The following is an 18,770-nucleotide window of genomic DNA, read 5'->3' on the forward strand; positions in this document are numbered from 1 at the left end:
ACTGGTCAAGACAGGCCGCGCCGAAAATGTAACGGGGCTCAAGACTAGTGCCGAAGCTTCGGGTCACACGTAAAGCGTGTGGCGGTAGGGGAGCGTCCCAGTTGCAGCGAAGGTCGACTGAAAAGGCGGCTGGAGCGACTGGGAGTGCTGATGCCGAAATGAGTAGCGATAAAGGGGGTGAGAAACCCCCTCGCCGTAAGCCCAAGGTTTCCTGGGTCAAGTTAATCTTCCCAGGGTTAGTCGGAACCTAAGCCGAGGCCGAAAGGCGTAGGTGATGGAAAGCGGGTTAATATTCCTGCACCATCTTGTGAGCGTTGAACTAAGGGAGGACGGAGAAAGCTAGGCGAGCTGACCGGTGGTTGTGTCAGTCTAAAGGTGTAGGGGTGTCGCGTACGAATAAAGGCGCGGCAGTTATCCCCGAGACTCCATGGCGCCCCGTAAGGGGTAAGTCGCTGATGCTCTGCTTCCAAGAAAAGTCCCGTAGGGAGCTTGCAGGGTGTCCGTACCGTAAACCGACACAGGTGGGCGAGGAGAAAATCCTAAGGCGCTTGAGAGAACTCTCCTCCAAGGAACTAGGCAAATTTCCACCGTAACTTCGGAAGAAGGTGGGCCTCTGGTAGGTGAAGGCGTACAGCCGGAGCTGAGAGAGGTTGCAGAGAAATGGCGGTAGCGACTGTTTACCAAAAACACAGGACTCTGCGAAGGCGACAAGCCGACGTATAGGGTCTGACTCCTGCCCGGTGCTGGAAGGTTAAGGGGATTCGTCAGCCGCAAGGTGAAGCGATGATCCGAAGCCCCAGTAAACGGCGGCCGTAACTATAACGGTCCTAAGGTAGCGAAATTCCTTGTCGGGTAAGTTCCGACCTGCACGAATGGAGTAACGACTTCCGCGCTGTCTCGGAGAGGGACTCAGCGAAATTGAAATAGCTGTGCCGATGCAGTTTACCCGCAGCAAGACGGAAAGACCCCGTGAACCTTTACTATAACTTGACAGTGACACTAGGGATTGACTGTGTAGGATAGGTGGGAGCCTTTGAAGCCGGGCCGCTAGGTTCGGTGGAGGCAACGGTGAAATACCACCCTGTTGATTTCTGGTGTCTAACCATGTCCCGTCAGCCGGGATTGGGACACTGTCTGGTGGGTAGTTTGACTGGGGCGGTCGCCTCCCAAAAAGTAACGGAGGCGCGCGATGGTTCCCTCAGCCCGATTGGAAACCGGGCGTCGAGTGCAATGGCATAAGGGAGCTTGACTGCGAGACGGACACGTCGAGCAGGTGCGAAAGCAGGTCATAGTGATCCGGTGGTCCTGAATGGAAGGGCCATCGCTCAACGGATAAAAGGTACTCCGGGGATAACAGGCTTATCTCCCCCAAGAGTTCACATCGACGGGGAGGTTTGGCACCTCGATGTCGGCTCATCGCATCCTGGGGCTGGAGCAGGTCCCAAGGGTTTGGCTGTTCGCCAATTAAAGCGGTACGCGAGCTGGGTTCAAAACGTCGTGAGACAGTTTGGTCCCTATCTGCTGTGGGCGTAGGATACTTGAGAGGCTCTGACCTTAGTACGAGAGGACCGGGTTGGAGGCACCGCTGGTGTACCAGTTGTCTCGCCAGAGGCATCGCTGGGTAGCCATGTGCCGATTGGATAACCGCTGAAAGCATCTAAGCGGGAAACCGACCTCAAGACCAGGTATCCCGGGCGCAAGCCCCTGAAGACCCGTCGAAGACTACGACGTTGATAGGCCGGGTGTGTAAGCGTGGTAACACGTTCAGCTAACCGGTACTAATTGGTCGTGAGGCTTACTTTCCCCATTCTCTTGCATGCCCCCTCAAGGGGAGTAAGGGACTCGGGGCCAAGGCCGAGGCTCGAGTGCTTCAAGCACTCGCCTGGAAGACTGAAATACGCACAGCGAGACTTCGCTTAGCAATGAATTGAAACTTACCCTTTGTATGCACTGTCGCTTGTTTTCCGGTGGCTATGTCGGAGGGGTCCCACCCGTTCCCATCCCGAACACGGAAGTTAAGCCCTCCAGAGCCGATGGTACTTCGCGGGAAACCGCGCGGGAGAGTAGGTCGCTGCCGGATTCTTTTTGAGAAACCCCCGGTGTCCCTCGTGGACACCGGGGGTTTTCTGTTTTGGGCGTCTTGGGTTTCCACGCCTCACCGCGAGCGTTGGGCCAGGCGCCGCGTGCGCAGCCGGCGCACGCCCCCCACCACCAGCAGGGCCACCGTCGTGGCCAGCACCAACAGGTGCTCGGCCCGCGCGGCTCCTTTCGCCACCGCGTCCACGCTGTGTGAGAAGGCGTAGCCCAACCCCACCACCACCGGGGCGCTGAGGAATAGCGCCAACCCGTCCCACAGCAGGAAGTGGCGCAGTCGCATGCCCTGCACCGCGGCCATGATGAACACCGCTCCGCGCAGCACCGAGAGAAAGCGCCCCACGAAGACGCAGCGCCCGCCGTGGCGCGCGTAGAGCTGGGCCAGTCGCTCGCGGCGCTCAGGCGGCAGGAGCTTCTTCATCCGTGGATGCTCGTACAGCGCGGGCCCCAACCTTCGAGCGGTGAGGAAGAGGGCCGTGTCTCCGCAGAGCACTCCGGCCACCGCGACCGCGGCCGCCAGGGAGATGGGCAGGACGTCCCGGTGCGCGAGGATGCCCAGCGACAGCAGCACCAGGTCCTCTGGAATGGGCACCCCCAAGCCTCCGGCGACAAGGGCGGCGAAGAGCAGGGCCGCTGTGCCATGGGTCAGCAGCCACGGGAGTGGACCTGCGGCCATCGTGTCCCCCTTTCAGGGCGTCATTCAGGTTCCGCGGGGGGGATTGTGCGCGCCGCCCTGCGCTCCTGCCGGAAGAGGAGGACCTCCCGGGAGATGATTTGAAGGGTCGCGGCCACTGGCACCGCCACCACCGCGCCCACGATGCCGGCCAGCTCCGCGCAGAACAGGACTGCCAGGAGGACGAGCAGCGGATTGACGTGGACCGTACGTCGGAAGACGAGTGGGGCCAGCACGTTGCCCTCGAGGGGCCCGTACAACAGGAAGTAGGCGAGCGCGGCCGCCGCCGCCCAGATTCCCTGCGTGGCCCACGTCAGCAAGGTGATGACGCCCCCAGCGATGAGCGGCCCTACATAGGGAACCAGGCTGGAGAAGCCACTGGCGATGCCCAAGGGCAGGAAGTACGGCAAGCCCAGGAGCGCCAGCGTCACCGTGGTCAGGGTGGCGTTGATGGTGCAGATGAGCGCCAGCCCGGACAGGTAGCCGCCCGTGGCGCTGTAGACGTTGTGGAAGACCCGGACGTATCGCATCCGGTGCTCGGGGCCGACCAGGGCCAGCCCCCTGCGAATCAGGTCTCCTCCGAATGTCAGCATGAACACGACGAGGAAGAAGACGGTGAGGGCCGAGATGACCACCCCCACCACGCCTCCGATGGCTCGGATGAGCAGCGTAGGCAGGGCGCCGGTGGCGAGCCGGGGAGTTGCTTCCTCCAACCGTCGCGCCCAGCCGAGCGCCTGCAGCCGGTCGCTGAGCACCTGGATGGGCCGAGAGCTCCGCAGTTCCTCCATCAGCTGCGGCCACTGGCGAACCAGGGCGTCCAACTGGTCCGCCGCGGCGGGAATCACGAGCAGCGCGAGGGCGGCGACGATGACCAGCAATGTCGTCATCACCAGGGCGATGGCGGCCAGCCGAGGCAGCCTGCCGCGCTCCAATCGCGCGACGCCATGTTCCAACGCGAGCGCCAGGATGGTGGCGATGCCCGTCAGTGTCAGTGCCACCCGCGTCTTCGCCATGAAGGTGACGAGCACGACCACCGCGAGCACGGAAGCGCAGACGGTGAACACCGTCGTCGGTGTGACTTGCGAGCGTTGCCCCCCGCCGTCTCGCTTCGCCACCACCGCCCACGCTCCCGTGCCGTATCGCTGCCACCGACGTGCCCACCCTGCCAGGAACGGGCTACCCACCCCGCCGTTCAGGGTCGGTGCGGACCTGGACGGGGTGTTTCGTGGGGATGGATTTGCGGCGGCCGTCCTTGTGGCCCCGCTGCGCCTCGCACACCTGAATGGAGCGAGGCGCTGAGCCCTTGGGGCTCACGGTGTGTCAGTTGCGCGACGGGAAGATGCCTTCCAGCGCGATGATGAAGTTGATGCACAAGAAGGGCGACATGTTGTTGTGCGGCTGGCTTCCGCCTGCGACGCCGATGGCCGCGGGGTTCATGGTCCCGTCGATGGGGGCAGCCCGGTAGTTGAGCACGGTCGCCGTGGAGTCCGCCGCGAGCACGGTACCAATGGGCGTTTCCGTATCGCCGTGCTGGCTGCTCACATTCAGGGTGTGATTGTGCGCCGGCATCTGAGTCGAAATCAGCGTCACGGTTTCAGCTCCACCCTGTTCGCCCAGCGTGCGGGGGGACAGGCCGGGGCCCTGGCCCGGCTGCATGGGATAGCGGCCGCGCAAATCCGGCAGAGCGAACGTCGTCTGCCCATTGCCTCCATAGGTGGTGCCAAGAATGGAGAAGAGCGCCGTGTTCTGGGCGATGGAGAGAAGCTGCCCCTGGCAGAATGCCCAGCCCCGCGGAGCGAAGTTGCCTGCGAACATCATGACCTGACCGATGAAGGGCTCTGACACGTGCGTCTACCTTTCGAGGAGAGGACTGCCTGACTGCGCCTGCTGCGCTTCCTCCCTGAGCAAAGGTCCGGCCAGCGCTGAAATCGCGCGTGTTTCATGTGCGTGTGACGGCGGCATGCAATGAAACGTGAGGCGCGGTGTCTCCATGTCTCGCTGTGTCACGCGCGCTCGTGCGTCCGGTACAGACGCGCATGCGTCCGGCCCAGACGCCGCGGCGGATCCGCGTGCCGATGAAACGCGGGTGCGTCTGACCCGGACGCCGGGGCAATGTCTCGTGGGTTCTCTCCCACGAGAGAATCTGCCCGGTTACCGCCGAACCTCCTGAGGCCGCCCCGGTCTTCTTGGCGTGGCGTGCGGCTTGCTCAGAGGCCCGCGGCATGACGTTTCACGACGAGGAGGCCGGCAGATGACGCAAGAGAACTGGCGACGCCCGCTGTATCAGAAGTGGTTTCAGGCGCTTCCGTTGACGGCACTGCTGGTGCTGTCGGCGTGTGAGGAAGGCACGCCGGGACCTCAGGGGCCGCAAGGTCCTGCCGGTCCCGCGGGCGCAGAAGGCCCTCCGGGAGCGCCGGGCGCCGAGGGGCCCGTTGGTCCTCAGGGCGAGCCAGGTGCGCCTGGTGCTACGGGCCCACAGGGGCCGCAAGGTCCTCCGGGCCCGGCAGGCGGGCCGGAGGGACCTCCGGGGCTGACGGCGCTGGTCCGGACCGACGCCGAACCCTCCGGTGAGAACTGCGCCCAGGCGGGTGTGGTGGTGGAGACGGGCATCGACCTCAACCGGAACGGTCAGTTGGAGGATGAGGAGGTCGACGCCTCGCTGACCCGTTACGTGTGCAACGGGGCACAGGGGCTCACGGGGCCCGAGGGGCCGCAGGGCGCCATGGGCCCGCAGGGCCTCCGTGGTGAGCAGGGCGTGCAGGGGCCAACCGGTCTTCAGGGTGAGACGGGCATGCAGGGTGACCGGGGACCGGAGGGGCCCGCTGGCGCGGTGGGACCTGCTGGGCCGGCGGGACCGCAGGGCTCCGTAGGACCTGAGGGCCCGGTGGGCCCAGCGGGTGCCACGGGTCCCCAGGGTGATGTCGGTCTGGGCACGGTGACGCGGACCACCGTGGAGCCGGCGGCCGGCAATTGCGCCACCGGTGGCGTGCGGCTGGAGATGGGTGTCGACGCCAACCGCAATGGGACGCTGGATGCAGGCGAGGAGAATGTCGCGCTCACCCGCTTCGTGTGCAACGGGCCGGCGGGACCGCAGGGCGGGCAAGGTCCTGCGGGCGCGACGGGTCCTGACGGGGCCCAGGGCCCTTCGGGACCGGTTGGTCCGCAGGGCCCTCAAGGTCCGCAGGGGCCCACGGGCTCGCTGGGCGCCTACGGTGACGGGTCGGCTGGAGCGTACAACGTCCCCAGCGGCAACACCGTCGATCTGACCACGGCCGCTGGCTACAATACGTTGGCCGGCCGGCAGCACCTCCAGTTCGCGAACGTCACCATCTCCGGCACGTTGATTGTCCCGAGTGGAACGGTCATCCGGGCCACTGGTGACGTCACCGTCAACGGTACGATCATCGTGGACCCCAGTGCCGAGGACAACGGAACCGGGCCCGCGGAGGCGGGTGTGGCGCGTGCGGCCGCAGGCGAGCCCCAAGGAGGGCGTGGGCTGTTGCCGCTCCAGGCCGCGCAACTCCTGCGACCCGGCGGCCTGGGCGGCGGCGCGGGGGCCAAGCAGGCCGGGGTGACCGGTGGCCGGGGTGGCGGCTCCCTGGTCATTCTCGCGCAGGGAGCGATCCGCATTCCCCCGGGGGGCGCCATCAATGCCAATGGTGAGGCTGGTGGGACCGCCGCCAACCTGCCCGGCTCGGGCGGTGGCGCGGGGGGCGCCATCGTCCTCGTGGGCAAGGGCTCCATCACCGTGGGGGGATTCGTTCGAGCGGTGGGGGCCAATGGTGGCGCTGGCAACAACGCGGGGGGCGCGGGCAAGGGCGGTGGCGGCGGCGGCGGCGGTGGCATCGTCCAGCTCCTCTCCACCACGACGCCCAGCGTGACAGGCGGCATTGTCGTGACCGCGGGCGCCGCGGGCGCCACCGCGAATCCCACGGGCGCAAGTCAGGCCATCACCGCGGGCGGTGGGGGCGGCGCGTGCGGTGGAAATGGTGGCTCGGGCGGTGGCGGGACGCTGGTCGCGCCTCAGCCGTCCGAGGCGGGGGCCGCCGGATATGACCTCCGGACCATCACGCCCACGCCGGAGAACGTGTTCCTGTAGGTCCTGGCGGTTTGGGGGGGATGCGGCGGCTCGCGGGCAATCAGCTCGCGGGCCGTTCGTGTTTCCGGAGCATGGTTCCGCTGTGCATCAGTCCTGACGTGGCGCGGGGTTCCACGTCATGGCGACGTAAGGGGCGGCGGCCTCCTCGGGAGGCTCGGCGTCCACCTCGAAGCCCAGGCGCTCGTACAGCCTGCGCGCGGGGTTGGTTCGTAGCACTCGCAGCCGGAGGGGGACGCCTGCTTTGCCGGCCTCGTCCCGCACCTGGGTCAGCAGCCGGGTCCCCACGCCGCTGCCTTGGTGTGCGGGCAACAAGGCGATGTCCACCACCCGCCACGCCGCCGCGTCTTTCGCGACCAGCAGGCGCCCCACGGGTTGGCCTTGGAGACACACCACCTGGTGGTCGGCGCGAGGATGGCGGGCCGCCCAGTCGTGGGACTGCGCCATCCACTGCATGCGGAGGAAGGCGTCGCGCTGCGCGGGCGCCCAGCCCCATGCGGCGAGCTCGGACTCCCGGGTGCTGGCGTACAGCGCGAAGAGGAAGGGTTCGTCCGAGGCCGTCGCGGCGCGCAGGTCAATGGACACAGTGGCGAGCAGCATGGCTCGACGGGCGACGACACGTCCATCAGCGGACGGCCACCGCGGTGCGCCGTCATCCGCCCAACGGCGGATGCAAGCAGCGGTAAATCCGGACGTCCTGGCAATCGTGGTTGGACGTCAGACCCGGATGAGATTTTCGGGAGCAGTTCCCGAAGGAGCCACACGATGAAGAAAACGCGAGACGAGGCACTGAACCTCCAGGAAGCGGGGGACATGGAGGCGCGGTGGCGGGGCCTCGCCACCCAGTTGCTGGAGCTGGGGGACGACGCGATGGATGCGCAGCTGCTGGTGGCCTTCCGCGCCGCGCGTGAAGAAGGGGTGGTGCCTCCCGATGCGGGCTTCTTCCTGGTGGCCCACATCCTCACCTCCATGGCGGACGAGGCGATTGGTGACGAACCCCGCGTGTGCCGTCTGGCGCTGGAGCTGGAGTTGATGGAGCGTGAGTACGGCGTGGAGCAGGGCGTCTGGCTCAGCGGCGAGGAGACTCCACCCGAGGACTGGGAGGCCCTGCGCGCGGCGTATGAGGCCGCTTGCGACGAGGCCCGCGCCACCTTCTTCACGGCCTATGGCGAGGAGGAGATGGCCCGTCTCTACCTGGATGACCGCTTCTGCTTCCACCGCCGCTTCGAGAGCGGGCGCCGCTTCTTCCACGGACTGCCCATGCTTCCCGAGCATCTGCACTGACTCTCAGTTCTCAATTTCTCTCATTCAAATGATGTGAGCCGTCTTTCACGCATCTCAGGCGGAATGTTGCGGCTACAAAGTTTGGATTAGCAGGACTTCAAGCTAGCTCAACGCCGTGTTGGTGAGGCGGCTTGCGGCGTCCTGGCCTTTTCCTTCGCCACACCCTATTCCGGCGCTCGCTTCCGGGTGGCGGGTGGGGTGGCGGGGAAGAAGTCAATGCATACCATACCCTCGGTGTGAAGACTCGAAACTCCAAGGCGAGTCTTCAGCAGCTTCGCTGCTCGGCGGCGCGCGTCTCTGGCTGAAGTCCCCTCCAAGGACCCGGGGCCGCGCGCCGCCGCTCTTTTTTCCGCAGGACGGTGGCCCGGGCCGCCACGGCGGCCCTCGGCGAGTGGTGGCGTTAGATTCGTGCGCCATGACCACCGACTCCGCCCATCGTCTCCTGGACCTGCTGTGGGAGCGCTACGCCGCGGAGGTGCCCTATGCGCGCACCTTCGTGCAGCTCTCCGGGGGCCGCTTCCGCAATGACCACGTCGCGCTTCGCTCGCTGGCCCGGCCCGGCGGTGGCATCGCGCTCTTCTCGCAGCCCTTCATCCGGCTTGGCTGGAAGGCCGCGGGTGCGTACGCCTTTCCGGATGCGCACCTGTCCGCCATCTATTTGTCACATCCGGCGGGGCTGCCCCGCATCTTCATCTCCGAGCTGAAGCAGGAGGAGCTGTCCTCGCGCGCTCGTGAGCTGCTCGCCCGGCTGCCCGAGGACCCCGCGCCTCCCGAGGACGTGGACGCACTCGCCGCGTGGTTTGGCCCGCCGGCGCCGCCGGACGAGGCCGCGCTGCTGGAGCTGGAGAAGGAGTCCCAGTACGGCGCCTGGCTGCTCGCCTTCGGCCGCAAGGTGAACCACTTCACCGGCTCGGTGGACGACGTGGAGGCGTGGCAGAAGCGCATGCGTGAGGCCGGGGTGCCGATGAAGGCCGACATCGAGGGCGCGCCCGGGACGTCGCTGCGGCAGACGGCCACGCAGGCCGCGCCGCTGCCCGTGTTGCTCAAGGGCGGTGGCTCACGCTCGTGGCCCTACGCCTACTTCGAGATTGCCCAGCGCACGCCGGACTTCGACGGCTTCCTGGGCCCCCAGGCCCGGGCGCTCTTCGACATGACGAAGCGCGGCGAGTAGCCCCGGGTCATCTCCGCCGGCCAGGGGCAATCAGCGCGTTGAGGACGTGGTCGCGCCACTGGCCGTCGATGAGCAGGAGCTCCCGCGCGATGCCCTCTACCTGGAAGCCCAGGCGCTTCAGCACCGCGGCGCTACGCAGGTTCTCTGGCAGGTGGTTGGCCTGGAGGCGGTGCAGGCCCATGACGTTGAAGGCGTAGTCACACACCGCGCGCAGGGCCTCCGTCATCAGGCCCAGGCCTTCATGGTGGTGGTCCAGGCCGTAGCCCAGGTCCGCGGACTGAAACGGGCCGCGGCGGATGTTCGTGAGTGAGACGTTGCCGATGATGGGCGCCAACTGGACGGGCTGGTTTCGCGGCAGCAGGAACACGCGCAGAGACAGGTCGAGCCGGAAGTCCTCTCGGTCCTGCGCCAGCCGCGTGCGCCAGTACGTCACCGAGAAGAAGTTGGCCGGCCGTGCCGGCGACACGGTGGAGACGTGCTCCCGGTTCGCCTCGTGGTACGCGAGCACGCGCCACGCCGCATCCGGTGGGAGCTGCACCAGATGCAGGCGTTCGGTGCTCAGCAGGCTGGAAACTGCGTCTGGGCCCATGGCGGGCATTCAACCCCGGCGTCCGTTGGATTTCAGCGCCGGGGCGTCATCGGGGACTGCGAGCGCCGCTGCCGCCGGTGGCCTCCTCTCCTTCGCGTGGGAGGATGATTTCCACGCGCCGGTTGTTGGCCCGGCCCTCGGGGGTGGAGTTGTTGGCGACGGGCCGGTACTCGCCCAGGCCGCGCACCTGGATGCGGTCGCGACTCACGCCCTGGCTGATGAGGAACTCCCGCACGTGCTCCGCCCGCCGGTAGGACAGGGCTTCGTTCATCGCGTCCGAGCCCATCGAGTCCGTGTGGCCTTCGATGACCATGGGACTGTCGGACACCTTGAGCGCGTTGGCCACCTCCGTCAGCTGCTCACGCGCCGCCGGGAGCAGGTCCACCGCGTTCGACGCGAACAGCACCTGTCCTGACATCGTCAGCACCAGGCCTCGCGCCTCCTCGCGGACCTTCACGTCGCGCGCCGTCGACTCCAACTGCGTCAGGGCCTCCGTGGCGCGCTGTTCCGCGTCGAGCCTCGCCTGTCGCTCGCGTTCCAACTCCCGCTCCACCTGGCGCCGTGCCTCCTGCTCCGCTTCCAACTCCGCCGAGCGCTGGAGCAGTTCGTGGTTCTCCTGGGCCAGGCGCTGGGATTCAGTCTCGGCCCGCACCCGGCGCTGCTCTTCTTCCTGAAGCCGCGTGGTCTCCTCCGCCAGCCGCCGCGACTCCGCCTCCTGCTGCTGGGCCAACCGCCGCAGCTGGTCCGCCTCTTGCTGGCGCCGCTGGGCATCCATCCGCATGCGCTCGGCTTCCTGCTGCTGCGTCACGGCGTGCTGCCGGGCCTGTTGCTGTTGCTGGAGGGCCTGCAGCCGCTCACGCTCGGCCTGGGCGAGCTGCTGACGGGCCGCACCCAGCTCCACCTGGGAGCGTTGCCATTGCCGCGCCTGGGCTTCCTGGAGCGTGGCCTGGGCCTCGGCCTGACGCCGCGCCGCCAGGTCCGCGGTGCCGCGTGTCCCCGCCGTCTCTGACTTGCGCAACGCCACGTAGGACAGCGAGCGGGTGCGAGGAGAGTCCTGGCTGCGGTCGTACTCCCGCTCGGCTTCCAGCAGCGCATCCCGCGCCGCCGCGACGTCGCGAGGGCGCTCACGGCCCTGGGGGCTGGTGGAGACCTCCTGGTACGCCGCGCGCGCGTTGAGGAGTTCCTGTGGCGGTGGTGCGTGTGCACACCCCACGGCGGCCAGCGCCGTGATGCCAGCGAGGGCCTTCCATCCACGCTTCAGCATGTCGCTCTCTCCTGTCGAGGTTGTCTGCTCACGGCTGGCCGCGGCGCAGGGACTCCGCCTGGGCGGCCGTGCGTCGCGACTCGCGCTCCAGCGGGACGGCCCGGGCCAGCGCTTGCGCCAGCTCCGCGTCCGCCTCGGCCTGCATGAAGCGCAGCTCCGCGGCTTCCTGTTCGCCTTCCACCCACAGCCGCTCCGCGTCGGCAATCTGCTGCCGGGCGAACTCCAGGTGCAGGGCCGCTTCGGGGACTCGGGCGGCGCCAGCGCCTTCCGCCGCGCGCAGCGAGGCTTCCGCCTGCACGCGGTGCTCATTCGGCGCGGGTAACACCCGCCGCCCGGCGCATCCCACCATCGTCAGACCCAGCAGCACCGCCGCCAGCTTCAGGCGCATGGTTTCACCTCCCGCCGCTCGAGGACGTGGACACGCGTCAGGGCGCGCCCAGACGTAGAGGTGGGGCCTCGGAGACAGGCCGGCAATCCAACCGTGGCAGGGTTGGCCGAAGAGCGGGCGGGCAGCCTTGCCAGCGCCTTACGTCTAGAGTGCGGGCTTCCCCTCACGGGCGCACCTGGGCACTGGCCGGCGTGCGCTACCGGGGGTAGAGAGGGCGACATGCGCCTGCACCTGGTCGACGGCACCTACGAGCTCTACCGCGCCCACTTCTCGCCCCGTCCGGGCCATGCCGCGCCGGGTGGACAGGACGTGAAGGCCACGGTGGGGCTGCTGTCCTCGCTGCTCGCGTTGCTGCACGACGCGGACGAAGCGGTGACGCACGTGGCGGTGGCGTTCGACAACCCCATCCGCTCGTTCCGCAACGCGCTGTTCGACGGTTACAAGAGCGACGAGGGCGTGCCCCCGGAGCTGCACGCGCAATTCGACCTGGCGGAGGATGCCGTGCGCGCGCTGGGCGTCACCGCGTGGTCCATGAAGGAGCAGGAGGCGGATGACGCGCTGGCCACCGCCGCGGCGCGCTGGGCGGACGCGGTGGAGCAGGTGCGGCTGCTCACGCCCGACAAGGATTTGGGCCAGTGCGTGCGTGGCAGCCGCGTGGTGCAGGTGGACCGGCGGCAGGAGAAGGTGCTCGACGAGGACGCGGTGCGCGCGAAGCTGGGTGTGCCGCCCGCGAGCGTGCCGGACCTGCTGGCGCTGATGGGTGACGCGGCGGATGGCATCCCCGGACTGCCGGGCTTTGGGGAGAAGGGCGCGTCGGCGCTGCTGAGCGCGCATGGCCACCTGGAGGACATCCCCGCGGAGGCGTCCGAGTGGAAGGTGCGTCCGCGGGGCGCGGAGAAGTTGGCCGCGACGCTGCGCGAGCACCGCGACGCCGCGCTGCTCTACCGCCGGCTGGCCACGCTGGTGACGGACGCGCCGCTGCCGGGTACGTCGTCGCTGGAGGACCTGGCGTGGAAGGGCGTGCCGGCCGCCGCGTACGAAGCGTTCTGTGACCGGCTGGGCCTGACGACGCTCAAGCGCCGTCCCAAGCGCTGGGCGCCCTGAGCGACTACCCCGCGGCCTCGTTGCCGTCCGGGCGCACGGGCAGCGCCGTGGGCGCATGACGCGGCAGCCGCACGGTGAAGGTGGTGCCCGTCTCCTCCTGGGAGTGCGCCTCCACCGTGCCACCGTGGGCCAGGACGATGCTGCGCACGATGTAGAGCCCCAGGCCGATGCTGCGTCGGCCCTGGTCCTCCGGGCGCACCGTGGCGCGCTCCAGCGGCTCGAAGATGCGCGGCTGCCGCTCCAGGGGAATCGCCGGGCCCAGGTTGTGGACCTCCAGCACGACGCCGTCGTCATCGCCCCGGGACGCCACTCGCACGGGCGTGCCGGGCGGGCTGTACTGCAAGGCATTGCCCACCAGGTTGCCAATGAGCTGCGCCAGCCGGTCCGGGTCCCACGTGCCCGCGCCGCTCCCGGTGCACTCCGTCTCCAGCCGGCGGTCGGGCCAACCGGCGTGCACCTCGTCCAGCACCGTGCGAACGACTTCGTGCAGGTCCATGGGCTGGGGGTACACCGGAAGCCCCGTGCCCTGGCGCGCGCGGGTGAAGTCGAGCAGGTCGCGAATCATCCGCGTCGCGCGGTCGGCCGAGCTCCGGATTCGCTGGGCCTGACGCTCCTGCCGTTCATCCAGCGGTCCGCGCTGGAGCATCATGGCCACCGCCAGGGTGATGGCCCCCAGCGGGTTGCGCAGGTCATGGCTGACGATGCCGATGAGCTGCCGCTCGAAGTCCGCGCGGGCCTTCATCTGCTGCGCCAGCTCCGACTCCTTGCGCCGCGCCAGGACGGAGTCCGTGACTTCCACCGCGAACAGGATGACGGCCGTCAGCCGTCCGCTGGCATCCAGCATCGGCTGGTACATGAAGTCGAAGTAACCCTCCGGCGGGGGGCCGCCGGGCACCTGGGCGATGCGCACGGGCAGCTCCCGCGCGCTGAAGGACTCGCCGGTGGCGAAGACGGTGTCCAGCAACTCGAGGACGTTCTGTCCCTCCAGCTCCGGCAGGGCCTCGCGGAGCGTGCGGCCCACCAGCGGCCGCTGGCCGAAGCGCTGCCTCAGCCGCGCGTTGGCCACCACGCAGCGCTGGTCCGGCACGCTCAGCACGCCGAGCAGCGCGGGCACCTGTTCGAAGAGGGTGGCCAGCATGGCGCGCTGCCGGTCCGATTCCTCCCGGGCACCGCGCTCCAGCTCCAGCAGCCGGGCCCGGGCGGCCTCGGCCTCCTGGCGCTCGGTGACATCCTGCATGGCGCCCACCACCTGCGTGGCCTTGTCCTGCGCGTCCCGGATGATGTGGCAGCGGTCCGCCACGTAGGCCCAGGAGCCGTCTCCGCGCTGGAAGCGGTAGGTGTCCTGCCACTCGTGCTCGGGGCCTTCCAAGGTGGCCTGGAGGCTGGCGACGACGCGCGCGCGGTCGTCCGGGTGCAGCCGTTCCTCCCACCAGCGATGCTCGTCCTGGATGGTGCCGGGGGCGTAGCCGAAGACTTCATGCAGGCTGCTCGTCCAGTCCGTGAGGCCCGTGCGCGGGTCCCACTCCCACACCGCGTCCCGCGTGGCGCGCGCCGCCAGCCGGAAGCGCAGCTCGCTGCGCCAGGCGCGCTCCTCTGCGGCCTGGACCTCCGTCAGGGTGCCTTCCAGCCGCCGGCGTCGCGCCCGTTCGTCCTCCAGCGTCTTGCGCCGGCTGCGCTCCCACTGCGCCAGGGCCTGGACGCGCGCGGCGAACTCCACCGGGCGGAAGGGCTTGAAGACGTAGTCGTTGGCCCCCGCGGCCAGGCCCTCCACCACGTCCTCCGCGCGCGTGTTCCCGGTGATCAGCAGGACGGGGACGTGCTCGGTGGCGGGATTGCCGCGGACGAAACGGCAGACCTCCAGGCCCGACATGTCGGGCAGGTGCCAGTCCAGCACGAGCACCTCGGGCACGGGCCCCTGCGTCAGGCACTCCAGCAGCGAGGCCCCGTCCATGAACCCGGTGACCTTGCAGCAGGGCTCCAGCGCGCGGCAGATGGCCTGGGTCTCTACTGGACTGTCGTCGAGCACCCAGACCACAGGAGGGGAGTGTGCGGCGCGGGGGGAGAGGGGCACGGGTGGCCGTGGCTCTAGCAACCGCCTCTCGCCCAGGTCAAATCTTCCAGGGCGAGCAGACCCCGGACCGCCTGCCTCTCTGTCCGCCGGAGGTCAGCTGGGCGTTTGGAGGGGAATGACGAGTCTCCATGAACCCGGGCGCTTCCGGCTGTAGAAAGAAACCATGTCCGTACAACTGAAGATGCCCACCGAAGACGACTGGGTGCCGAGCCCGGACGACCTGCCGTACCACCGGCTGGGCGGCACCGACGCGGCCATGGCCCTGGCCGAGGCTTTCTACGACGCCATGGACGCCCACGAACCGGAGTTGGCGCGCCTGCACGAACTGGACGCCGAGGGCCGGGTGAACCGCGGCACGCGCGAGCGGTTCGGCTTGTTCCTCGCGGGATGGCTGGGCGGGCCGCAGGACTACACGGAGCGTCATGGCCACCCCCGACTGCGCATGCGGCATGGCCACCTGCCCGTCGGCGTCGCCATGCGTGATGCGTGGATTCGCTCCATGCAGCGGGCCATGGACGCGCGGGGCATCACCGGGGGCCTGCGCCGCTTCCTCGATGAGCGCTTCGCCCACGTGGCGGACTTCCTGCGCAACGTCGAGGAGTGAAGCACTCCCACCTCGGAGCGTCAGGCCCGGCGTAGGGCGAGCACGCAGAGGCGCCGGGTCCGACGAGGCTCCGGGCGGCGCAGGCGTGCGCCCGGGCGCGGCGGCAGGTGGGCCAGCGACTTCACGTCATGCACCAGCCGCAGCGCGGCCAGTCCGCGCACGGCCCACCAGCCCGGGTCCGGCTGCCGCCACCCGAGCCCCATCTGCGCCGAGGCCGGGTAGACGTGGTGGGTGTTGTGCCACGACTCGCCCATGCTCAGCAGCGCCAGCCAGCCGGCGTTGCGCCCCTGTTCGGCGCAGCCCGGCAGTTCGTAGGGCTGCTCGCCCTCCACGTGGCTCACGTAATGGACGCACCAGAAGCCGTCCTGGGTGAGCGCCAGCCGCACCAGGATGCCCCAGGCCACCCAGGGCGCCCCGCCCAGCGCGTACAAGGCCAGGGCGAGCGGCACCTGAAGCCACAGGCCCGCGCGTTCCAGCCCGCGGAAGAACACGTCCTGCGTCACATGGGGCGCCGCTGGCACGTCGGCGGCGCCGCTTCGCGGGTGCCAGGTGTGGAAGAGGGCGTAGGCCATGGCGCGCGTGAAGCCCTCGCGGTAGCCGAAGTAGGGGGGACAGTCCGCTTCCGGCTGGTTCTGGTGGAAGTCGCGCAGGTCATGCATGCGGCTCATCGCGATGGGGCCGCCCAGGCCGGCCAGGGTGCCGAGCAGCGCCAACGCGCGCTCCACGGGCGCCGAGGCACGAAAGGCCCGGTGGATGAGTCCCCGGTGCAGGCCCACCGACACGCCCAGGCACATCGTCACCGCGGTCAGCCCGGCGAACACCGCCGCCGCGCTCCACGAGAAGAAACAGGTGCCCCCCACCAGCGCTCCCACGTGTAGGAGGCTCCAGCGCAGCACCTTGCCTCCGTCCAGCCTCGCCGTTCCCCACCAAGCGCTTCCTGTCTCCGCCATGGCCCGCTCCTTTTGGAAGGGCGCCATCGCAAGGGGCCTGCCACCGGAGGACGGGCCTGTTTCCGCGGGGTTGCGTGCGCGGGGCGGGCCTGGGTGTCAACGCCGTTCACGGCGCGCGCCCACGGCGTGGACGGTGGACACCCGCCGGCCACCTTGACGGGATGCCCACCGTGCCAGAAGCAATTCCCGGGGGTTACCCCAGGGTGAATGACGGGCCGGTATCCGGTGTCCACCCTGTCGTTAGTCAGCCGGGGATGAAACCGTACGAGGAGGTCTCCACATGAAGCGCATGCTGATGCCGCTCCGCCGGAGCGTGCTGGTGTTGGGGGTGGTGCTGGGGGCGGGCGTGGCGATGGCCGAACGGAAGCAGGACGCCATCAACATGAAGATTGCCTTCCAGTCGTTCAACCTGGAGATGACGCCAGAGGCGGTGACGGGGGCGGACTTCCAGGTGGCTCGCTCGCCCGGGATGCTGAAGGGCCGCGGGCTGAAGGGCAACTTCGCCCTGACGCTGAAGGACGGGTCGGTGGAGGGCGCCGTCGGCGGCGCGCCGGTGAACCTGACGGTGACGAAGGAGGGGGACGCCATCGTGGCCAAGGGCGGATTTGGCGGACGCCCCGTCAACCTGAAGCTGAGCCCCAGCGAGCTCACCATCTACGTCCGCGACTGCACCTACCGGCTGAAGGCGGAGAACACGAACCGCTTCTACACGGGCCGGCGCAGCTGCGACCGGGCCATGACGCCTGACTCGGAAATCTGGCTGCCGGACGAGTTCCTCGCGGCGAGCCCCGAGGAGAAGGCCGCCATCCTGTTCCTCGCGCTGTGAGGGGCGCGCCCGCGCGGGTGGGCCCCGGGCGTCCTCACCCGCGCGCACGCGGCAGCACCACGCTGAAGGTGGAGCCCACGCCCAGCTCGCTGCTCACGGTGACGTGGCCGCCCATGGCCTCCACCACCTCGCGGACAATCCACAGCCCCAGGCCGACGCCGCTGTAGTCCCGGCTGGACACGGCGCGCTCGAAGCGGTGGAAGAGGCGGGGCAGGTGCTCCGGCGCGATGCCGATGCCCGCGTCGCGCACGTCCAGGCGCACGTGGGCCTCGGTGCTGGACAGCGCCACCTGGACGGGGTTGCCCCGCCCGTACTTCATCGCGTTGGACATCAGGTTGGTGAGCACCTGGTCCAGTCGCAGCCGGTCCCAGTGGCCGTGGGCCTCCAACGGCAGCGTCAACGTCAGGTGCGTGCCCGCGCCCGCCATCTCCGGCTCGAAGCGCTCCGCCACTTCGCGGACCAGGGCGCCCAGGTCCACCGGCTCCGGGTTCAGCTCCAGCCGGCCGGCGTGGATGCGCGACACGTCCAGCAGCGCGTCGATGAGCTTCGCCTGACGCTTCGCCTGCCGGCCCACCAGGTCCAGTCCACGGTGCAGCCGCTCCCGGGGAACGGTGTCCGGTGTGCGCTCCAGCGCGGTGCGCAGGTTCTGCACCTGGAGCTGGAGCGCGCTGATGGGGGACTTCAGCTCATGGCTGGCGATGGCGAGGAACTCCTCGCGCAGGCGGATGGCCTGGCGCGCCTCGTGGTACTGGCGCGCGTGGTCCAGGGCGAGTGACGCCCGGCGCGCCAGCTCCCGCGCCAGTGCCATGTCCCGCGCGTCGAAGGTCCGTCCGGTGCGCGAGAAGACAAGCGCGGCGCCCTTCCGCCCCGGCCACGCCAGCGGCACGCCCAGCCAGGACGGCGGCTCCGCGTCGTGCAGCGCCGGCTCTCCGGACGCGATGATTCGCGACACCGCCGCTTCGTCCGGGACGAGCGGCGTACCCGCATCAAGGGGCTCCCGTGCGTCCAGGCCCGCCGATACCACGCAGCGCACCTCGCCCGGGGCATCCTCGAGGAACACGCGGCAGGAATCCGCGCAGCCAGGCACGGCGAGCCGCACCAGGTGCTCCAGCGTCGCGTCCTGCTCCAGGCTGGAGCCGAGGACTTCACTGGCCTCTGACAGGAGCCGTCGGTGAGCCTCGCCCCGGCGCCGCTCGGTGACGTCCACCAGCATGCCCAGGCACTGGGCGGGACCGGTGGTGGACGGTGGCATGGGCGCCGTCCACAGCTCCACATGGAGGGGCGTGCCATCGCGCCGGTGGAGCTCCAGCTCCAGACAGGGCGGCTCCACGCCCTGCGTGGCCTGCTCCAGATGGCGGCGGAACTTCTCCCAGCGGGCGTCGGTGGCCCAGGGGGCGCGGTGGTCAAGCACGTCCTCCCGGCTCCAGCCGAAGAGCCGCTCGGCGGCGGGGTTCCACAGCCGCACCGTGCCATCCAGGTCCATCAGGTGGATGGCCAGGGGGGAGACCTGGAGGATGGCTTCCAGCATCGCTGGACCGTGTGCTCCGGACCGCCGGGCTTCTGCCTGACCAAGTGCCGCCACCATCGTCATCGAGTCCCCCCCACCCATCGTGTTGCATGGGAGCATGGCTGTAACGGGGCGAGGAGCGTCCCTCC

The 18,770-nt window shown here is 69.0% G+C and carries 16 protein-coding genes and 2 rRNA genes (1 of these 18 running past the window's edge); 8 read left to right on the forward strand and 10 right to left on the reverse strand.

Going from position 1 to position 18,770, the window contains the following annotated elements:
• Nucleotides 1-1,803: ribosomal RNA gene (locus BHS09_RS01580) — 23S ribosomal RNA — on the forward strand (it extends 1,160 nt beyond the left edge of the window).
• A gap of 160 nt (nt 1,804-1,963) precedes the next feature.
• Nucleotides 1,964-2,080 (forward strand): 5S ribosomal RNA (gene rrf / locus BHS09_RS01585).
• Between the two features lie 75 nt (nt 2,081-2,155).
• Here the strand turns inward: rrf and BHS09_RS01590 are convergent.
• The 3 genes from BHS09_RS01590 to BHS09_RS01600 all read right to left on the reverse strand — a co-directional run bounded on the left by BHS09_RS01590 (nt 2,156) and on the right by BHS09_RS01600 (nt 4,612).
• Nucleotides 2,156-2,770: a DedA family protein gene (locus tag BHS09_RS01590; RefSeq protein WP_140796990.1), complete on the reverse strand. Its 615-nt coding sequence runs from the start codon at nt 2,768-2,770 to the stop codon at nt 2,156-2,158.
• Nucleotides 2,771-2,790: 20 nt separating this feature from the next.
• A complete protein-coding gene (locus tag BHS09_RS01595) occupies nt 2,791-3,951 on the reverse strand; it encodes an AI-2E family transporter (RefSeq protein WP_140796991.1) in 1,161 nt (386 codons plus the stop codon).
• Nucleotides 3,952-4,087: 136 nt separating this feature from the next.
• Nucleotides 4,088-4,612 carry a phage tail protein gene (locus tag BHS09_RS01600; protein WP_140786770.1) on the reverse strand — a complete coding sequence of 175 codons (525 nt, stop codon included), beginning with the start codon at nt 4,610-4,612 and terminating at the stop codon, nt 4,088-4,090.
• A gap of 406 nt (nt 4,613-5,018) precedes the next feature.
• On the opposite strand from BHS09_RS01600, the gene BHS09_RS40025 reads away from it, so the two are divergent.
• The gene (locus BHS09_RS40025; protein WP_261344755.1) at nt 5,019-6,866 is read left to right on the forward strand and encodes a DUF7151 family protein; all 1,848 of its coding nucleotides are present in this window, start codon (nt 5,019-5,021) and stop codon (nt 6,864-6,866) included.
• An 87-nt stretch (nt 6,867-6,953) separates the two neighbouring features.
• On the opposite strand, the gene BHS09_RS01610 is transcribed toward BHS09_RS40025, so the two are convergent.
• Complete coding sequence (locus tag BHS09_RS01610; RefSeq protein ID WP_140796992.1) at nt 6,954-7,463, reverse strand: GNAT family N-acetyltransferase; 510 nt, start codon at nt 7,461-7,463, stop codon at nt 6,954-6,956.
• Nucleotides 7,464-7,628: 165 nt separating this feature from the next.
• Between BHS09_RS01610 and BHS09_RS01615 the strand changes: the two genes are divergently transcribed.
• Together BHS09_RS01615 and BHS09_RS01620 are read left to right on the forward strand one after the other, a co-directional pair.
• Entirely contained in the window at nt 7,629-8,147 is a 519-nt protein-coding gene (locus BHS09_RS01615) for a hypothetical protein (RefSeq protein WP_174258602.1), read from the forward strand.
• A 415-nt stretch (nt 8,148-8,562) separates the two neighbouring features.
• Nucleotides 8,563-9,318: a DUF1338 domain-containing protein gene (locus BHS09_RS01620; RefSeq protein WP_140796993.1), complete on the forward strand. Its 756-nt coding sequence runs from the start codon at nt 8,563-8,565 to the stop codon at nt 9,316-9,318.
• 7 nt (nt 9,319-9,325) lie between these two features.
• On the opposite strand, the gene BHS09_RS01625 is transcribed toward BHS09_RS01620, so the two are convergent.
• From BHS09_RS01625 to BHS09_RS01635, 3 genes are read right to left on the reverse strand one after another with little or no spacing between them, the layout of a single operon-like run.
• Nucleotides 9,326-9,916 carry a GNAT family N-acetyltransferase gene (locus BHS09_RS01625; protein ID WP_140796994.1) on the reverse strand — a complete coding sequence of 197 codons (591 nt, stop codon included), beginning with the start codon at nt 9,914-9,916 and terminating at the stop codon, nt 9,326-9,328.
• Nucleotides 9,917-9,953: 37 nt separating this feature from the next.
• A complete protein-coding gene (locus BHS09_RS01630; protein ID WP_140796995.1) occupies nt 9,954-11,171 on the reverse strand; it encodes an OmpA family protein in 1,218 nt (405 codons plus the stop codon).
• A gap of 28 nt (nt 11,172-11,199) precedes the next feature.
• A complete protein-coding gene (locus BHS09_RS01635) occupies nt 11,200-11,559 on the reverse strand; it encodes a DUF4398 domain-containing protein (RefSeq protein ID WP_140786775.1) in 360 nt (119 codons plus the stop codon).
• Nucleotides 11,560-11,778: 219 nt separating this feature from the next.
• Between BHS09_RS01635 and BHS09_RS01640 the strand changes: the two genes are divergently transcribed.
• The gene (locus BHS09_RS01640) at nt 11,779-12,663 is read left to right on the forward strand and encodes a 5'-3' exonuclease (protein WP_140796996.1); all 885 of its coding nucleotides are present in this window, start codon (nt 11,779-11,781) and stop codon (nt 12,661-12,663) included.
• Between the two features lie 4 nt (nt 12,664-12,667).
• Here the strand turns inward: BHS09_RS01640 and BHS09_RS01645 are convergent, their stop codons facing one another.
• Nucleotides 12,668-14,734, reverse strand: a complete 2,067-nt coding sequence (locus BHS09_RS01645) for a hybrid sensor histidine kinase/response regulator (RefSeq protein ID WP_237080131.1) — start codon at nt 14,732-14,734, stop codon at nt 12,668-12,670.
• Between the two features lie 163 nt (nt 14,735-14,897).
• Between BHS09_RS01645 and BHS09_RS01650 the strand changes: the two genes are divergently transcribed.
• Entirely contained in the window at nt 14,898-15,338 is a 441-nt protein-coding gene (locus BHS09_RS01650) for a group II truncated hemoglobin (RefSeq protein ID WP_140786778.1), read from the forward strand.
• Between the two features lie 20 nt (nt 15,339-15,358).
• Here the strand turns inward: BHS09_RS01650 and BHS09_RS01655 are convergent, their stop codons facing one another.
• On the reverse strand, nt 15,359-16,288 hold the full coding sequence (locus BHS09_RS01655) for an acyl-CoA desaturase (RefSeq protein WP_237080132.1): 930 nt from the start codon (nt 16,286-16,288) through the stop codon (nt 15,359-15,361).
• Between the two features lie 280 nt (nt 16,289-16,568).
• Here BHS09_RS01655 and BHS09_RS01660 point away from each other — a divergent pair, with 280 nt between their 5' ends.
• Nucleotides 16,569-17,114 (forward strand): hypothetical protein, encoded by a 546-nt coding sequence (locus BHS09_RS01660; protein ID WP_140796999.1) that lies wholly within the window; start codon nt 16,569-16,571, stop codon nt 17,112-17,114.
• Nucleotides 17,115-17,148: 34 nt separating this feature from the next.
• Here BHS09_RS01660 and BHS09_RS01665 read toward each other — a convergent pair whose 3' ends face one another.
• On the reverse strand, nt 17,149-18,642 hold the full coding sequence (locus BHS09_RS01665; protein ID WP_140797000.1) for a sensor histidine kinase: 1,494 nt from the start codon (nt 18,640-18,642) through the stop codon (nt 17,149-17,151).
• Between the last annotated feature and the right edge of the window lie 128 nt (nt 18,643-18,770).

The sequence above is a fragment of the Myxococcus xanthus genome, assembly GCF_006402735.1.
Classification (GTDB): Bacteria; Myxococcota; Myxococcia; order Myxococcales; family Myxococcaceae; genus Myxococcus; species Myxococcus xanthus_A.

Coding starts and splice junctions, on each gene's coding strand:
- BHS09_RS01590 (WP_140796990.1), bottom strand. CDS start 2,770: ATGGCCGCAGGTCCACTCCCGTGGCTGCTGACCCATGGCACAGCGGCC.
- BHS09_RS40025 (WP_261344755.1), top strand. CDS start 5,019: ATGACGCAAGAGAACTGGCGACGCCCGCTGTATCAGAAGTGGTTTCAG.
- BHS09_RS01610 (WP_140796992.1), bottom strand. CDS start 7,463: ATGCTGCTCGCCACTGTGTCCATTGACCTGCGCGCCGCGACGGCCTCG.
- BHS09_RS01615 (WP_174258602.1), top strand. CDS start 7,629: ATGAAGAAAACGCGAGACGAGGCACTGAACCTCCAGGAAGCGGGGGAC.
- BHS09_RS01620 (WP_140796993.1), top strand. CDS start 8,563: ATGACCACCGACTCCGCCCATCGTCTCCTGGACCTGCTGTGGGAGCGC.
- BHS09_RS01625 (WP_140796994.1), bottom strand. CDS start 9,916: ATGCCCGCCATGGGCCCAGACGCAGTTTCCAGCCTGCTGAGCACCGAA.
- BHS09_RS01630 (WP_140796995.1), bottom strand. CDS start 11,171: ATGCTGAAGCGTGGATGGAAGGCCCTCGCTGGCATCACGGCGCTGGCC.
- BHS09_RS01635 (WP_140786775.1), bottom strand. CDS start 11,559: ATGCGCCTGAAGCTGGCGGCGGTGCTGCTGGGTCTGACGATGGTGGGA.
- BHS09_RS01640 (WP_140796996.1), top strand. CDS start 11,779: ATGCGCCTGCACCTGGTCGACGGCACCTACGAGCTCTACCGCGCCCAC.
- BHS09_RS01650 (WP_140786778.1), top strand. CDS start 14,898: ATGTCCGTACAACTGAAGATGCCCACCGAAGACGACTGGGTGCCGAGC.
- BHS09_RS01655 (WP_237080132.1), bottom strand. CDS start 16,288: ATGGCGGAGACAGGAAGCGCTTGGTGGGGAACGGCGAGGCTGGACGGA.
- BHS09_RS01660 (WP_140796999.1), top strand. CDS start 16,569: ATGAAGCGCATGCTGATGCCGCTCCGCCGGAGCGTGCTGGTGTTGGGG.
- BHS09_RS01665 (WP_140797000.1), bottom strand. CDS start 18,642: ATGCTGGAAGCCATCCTCCAGGTCTCCCCCCTGGCCATCCACCTGATG.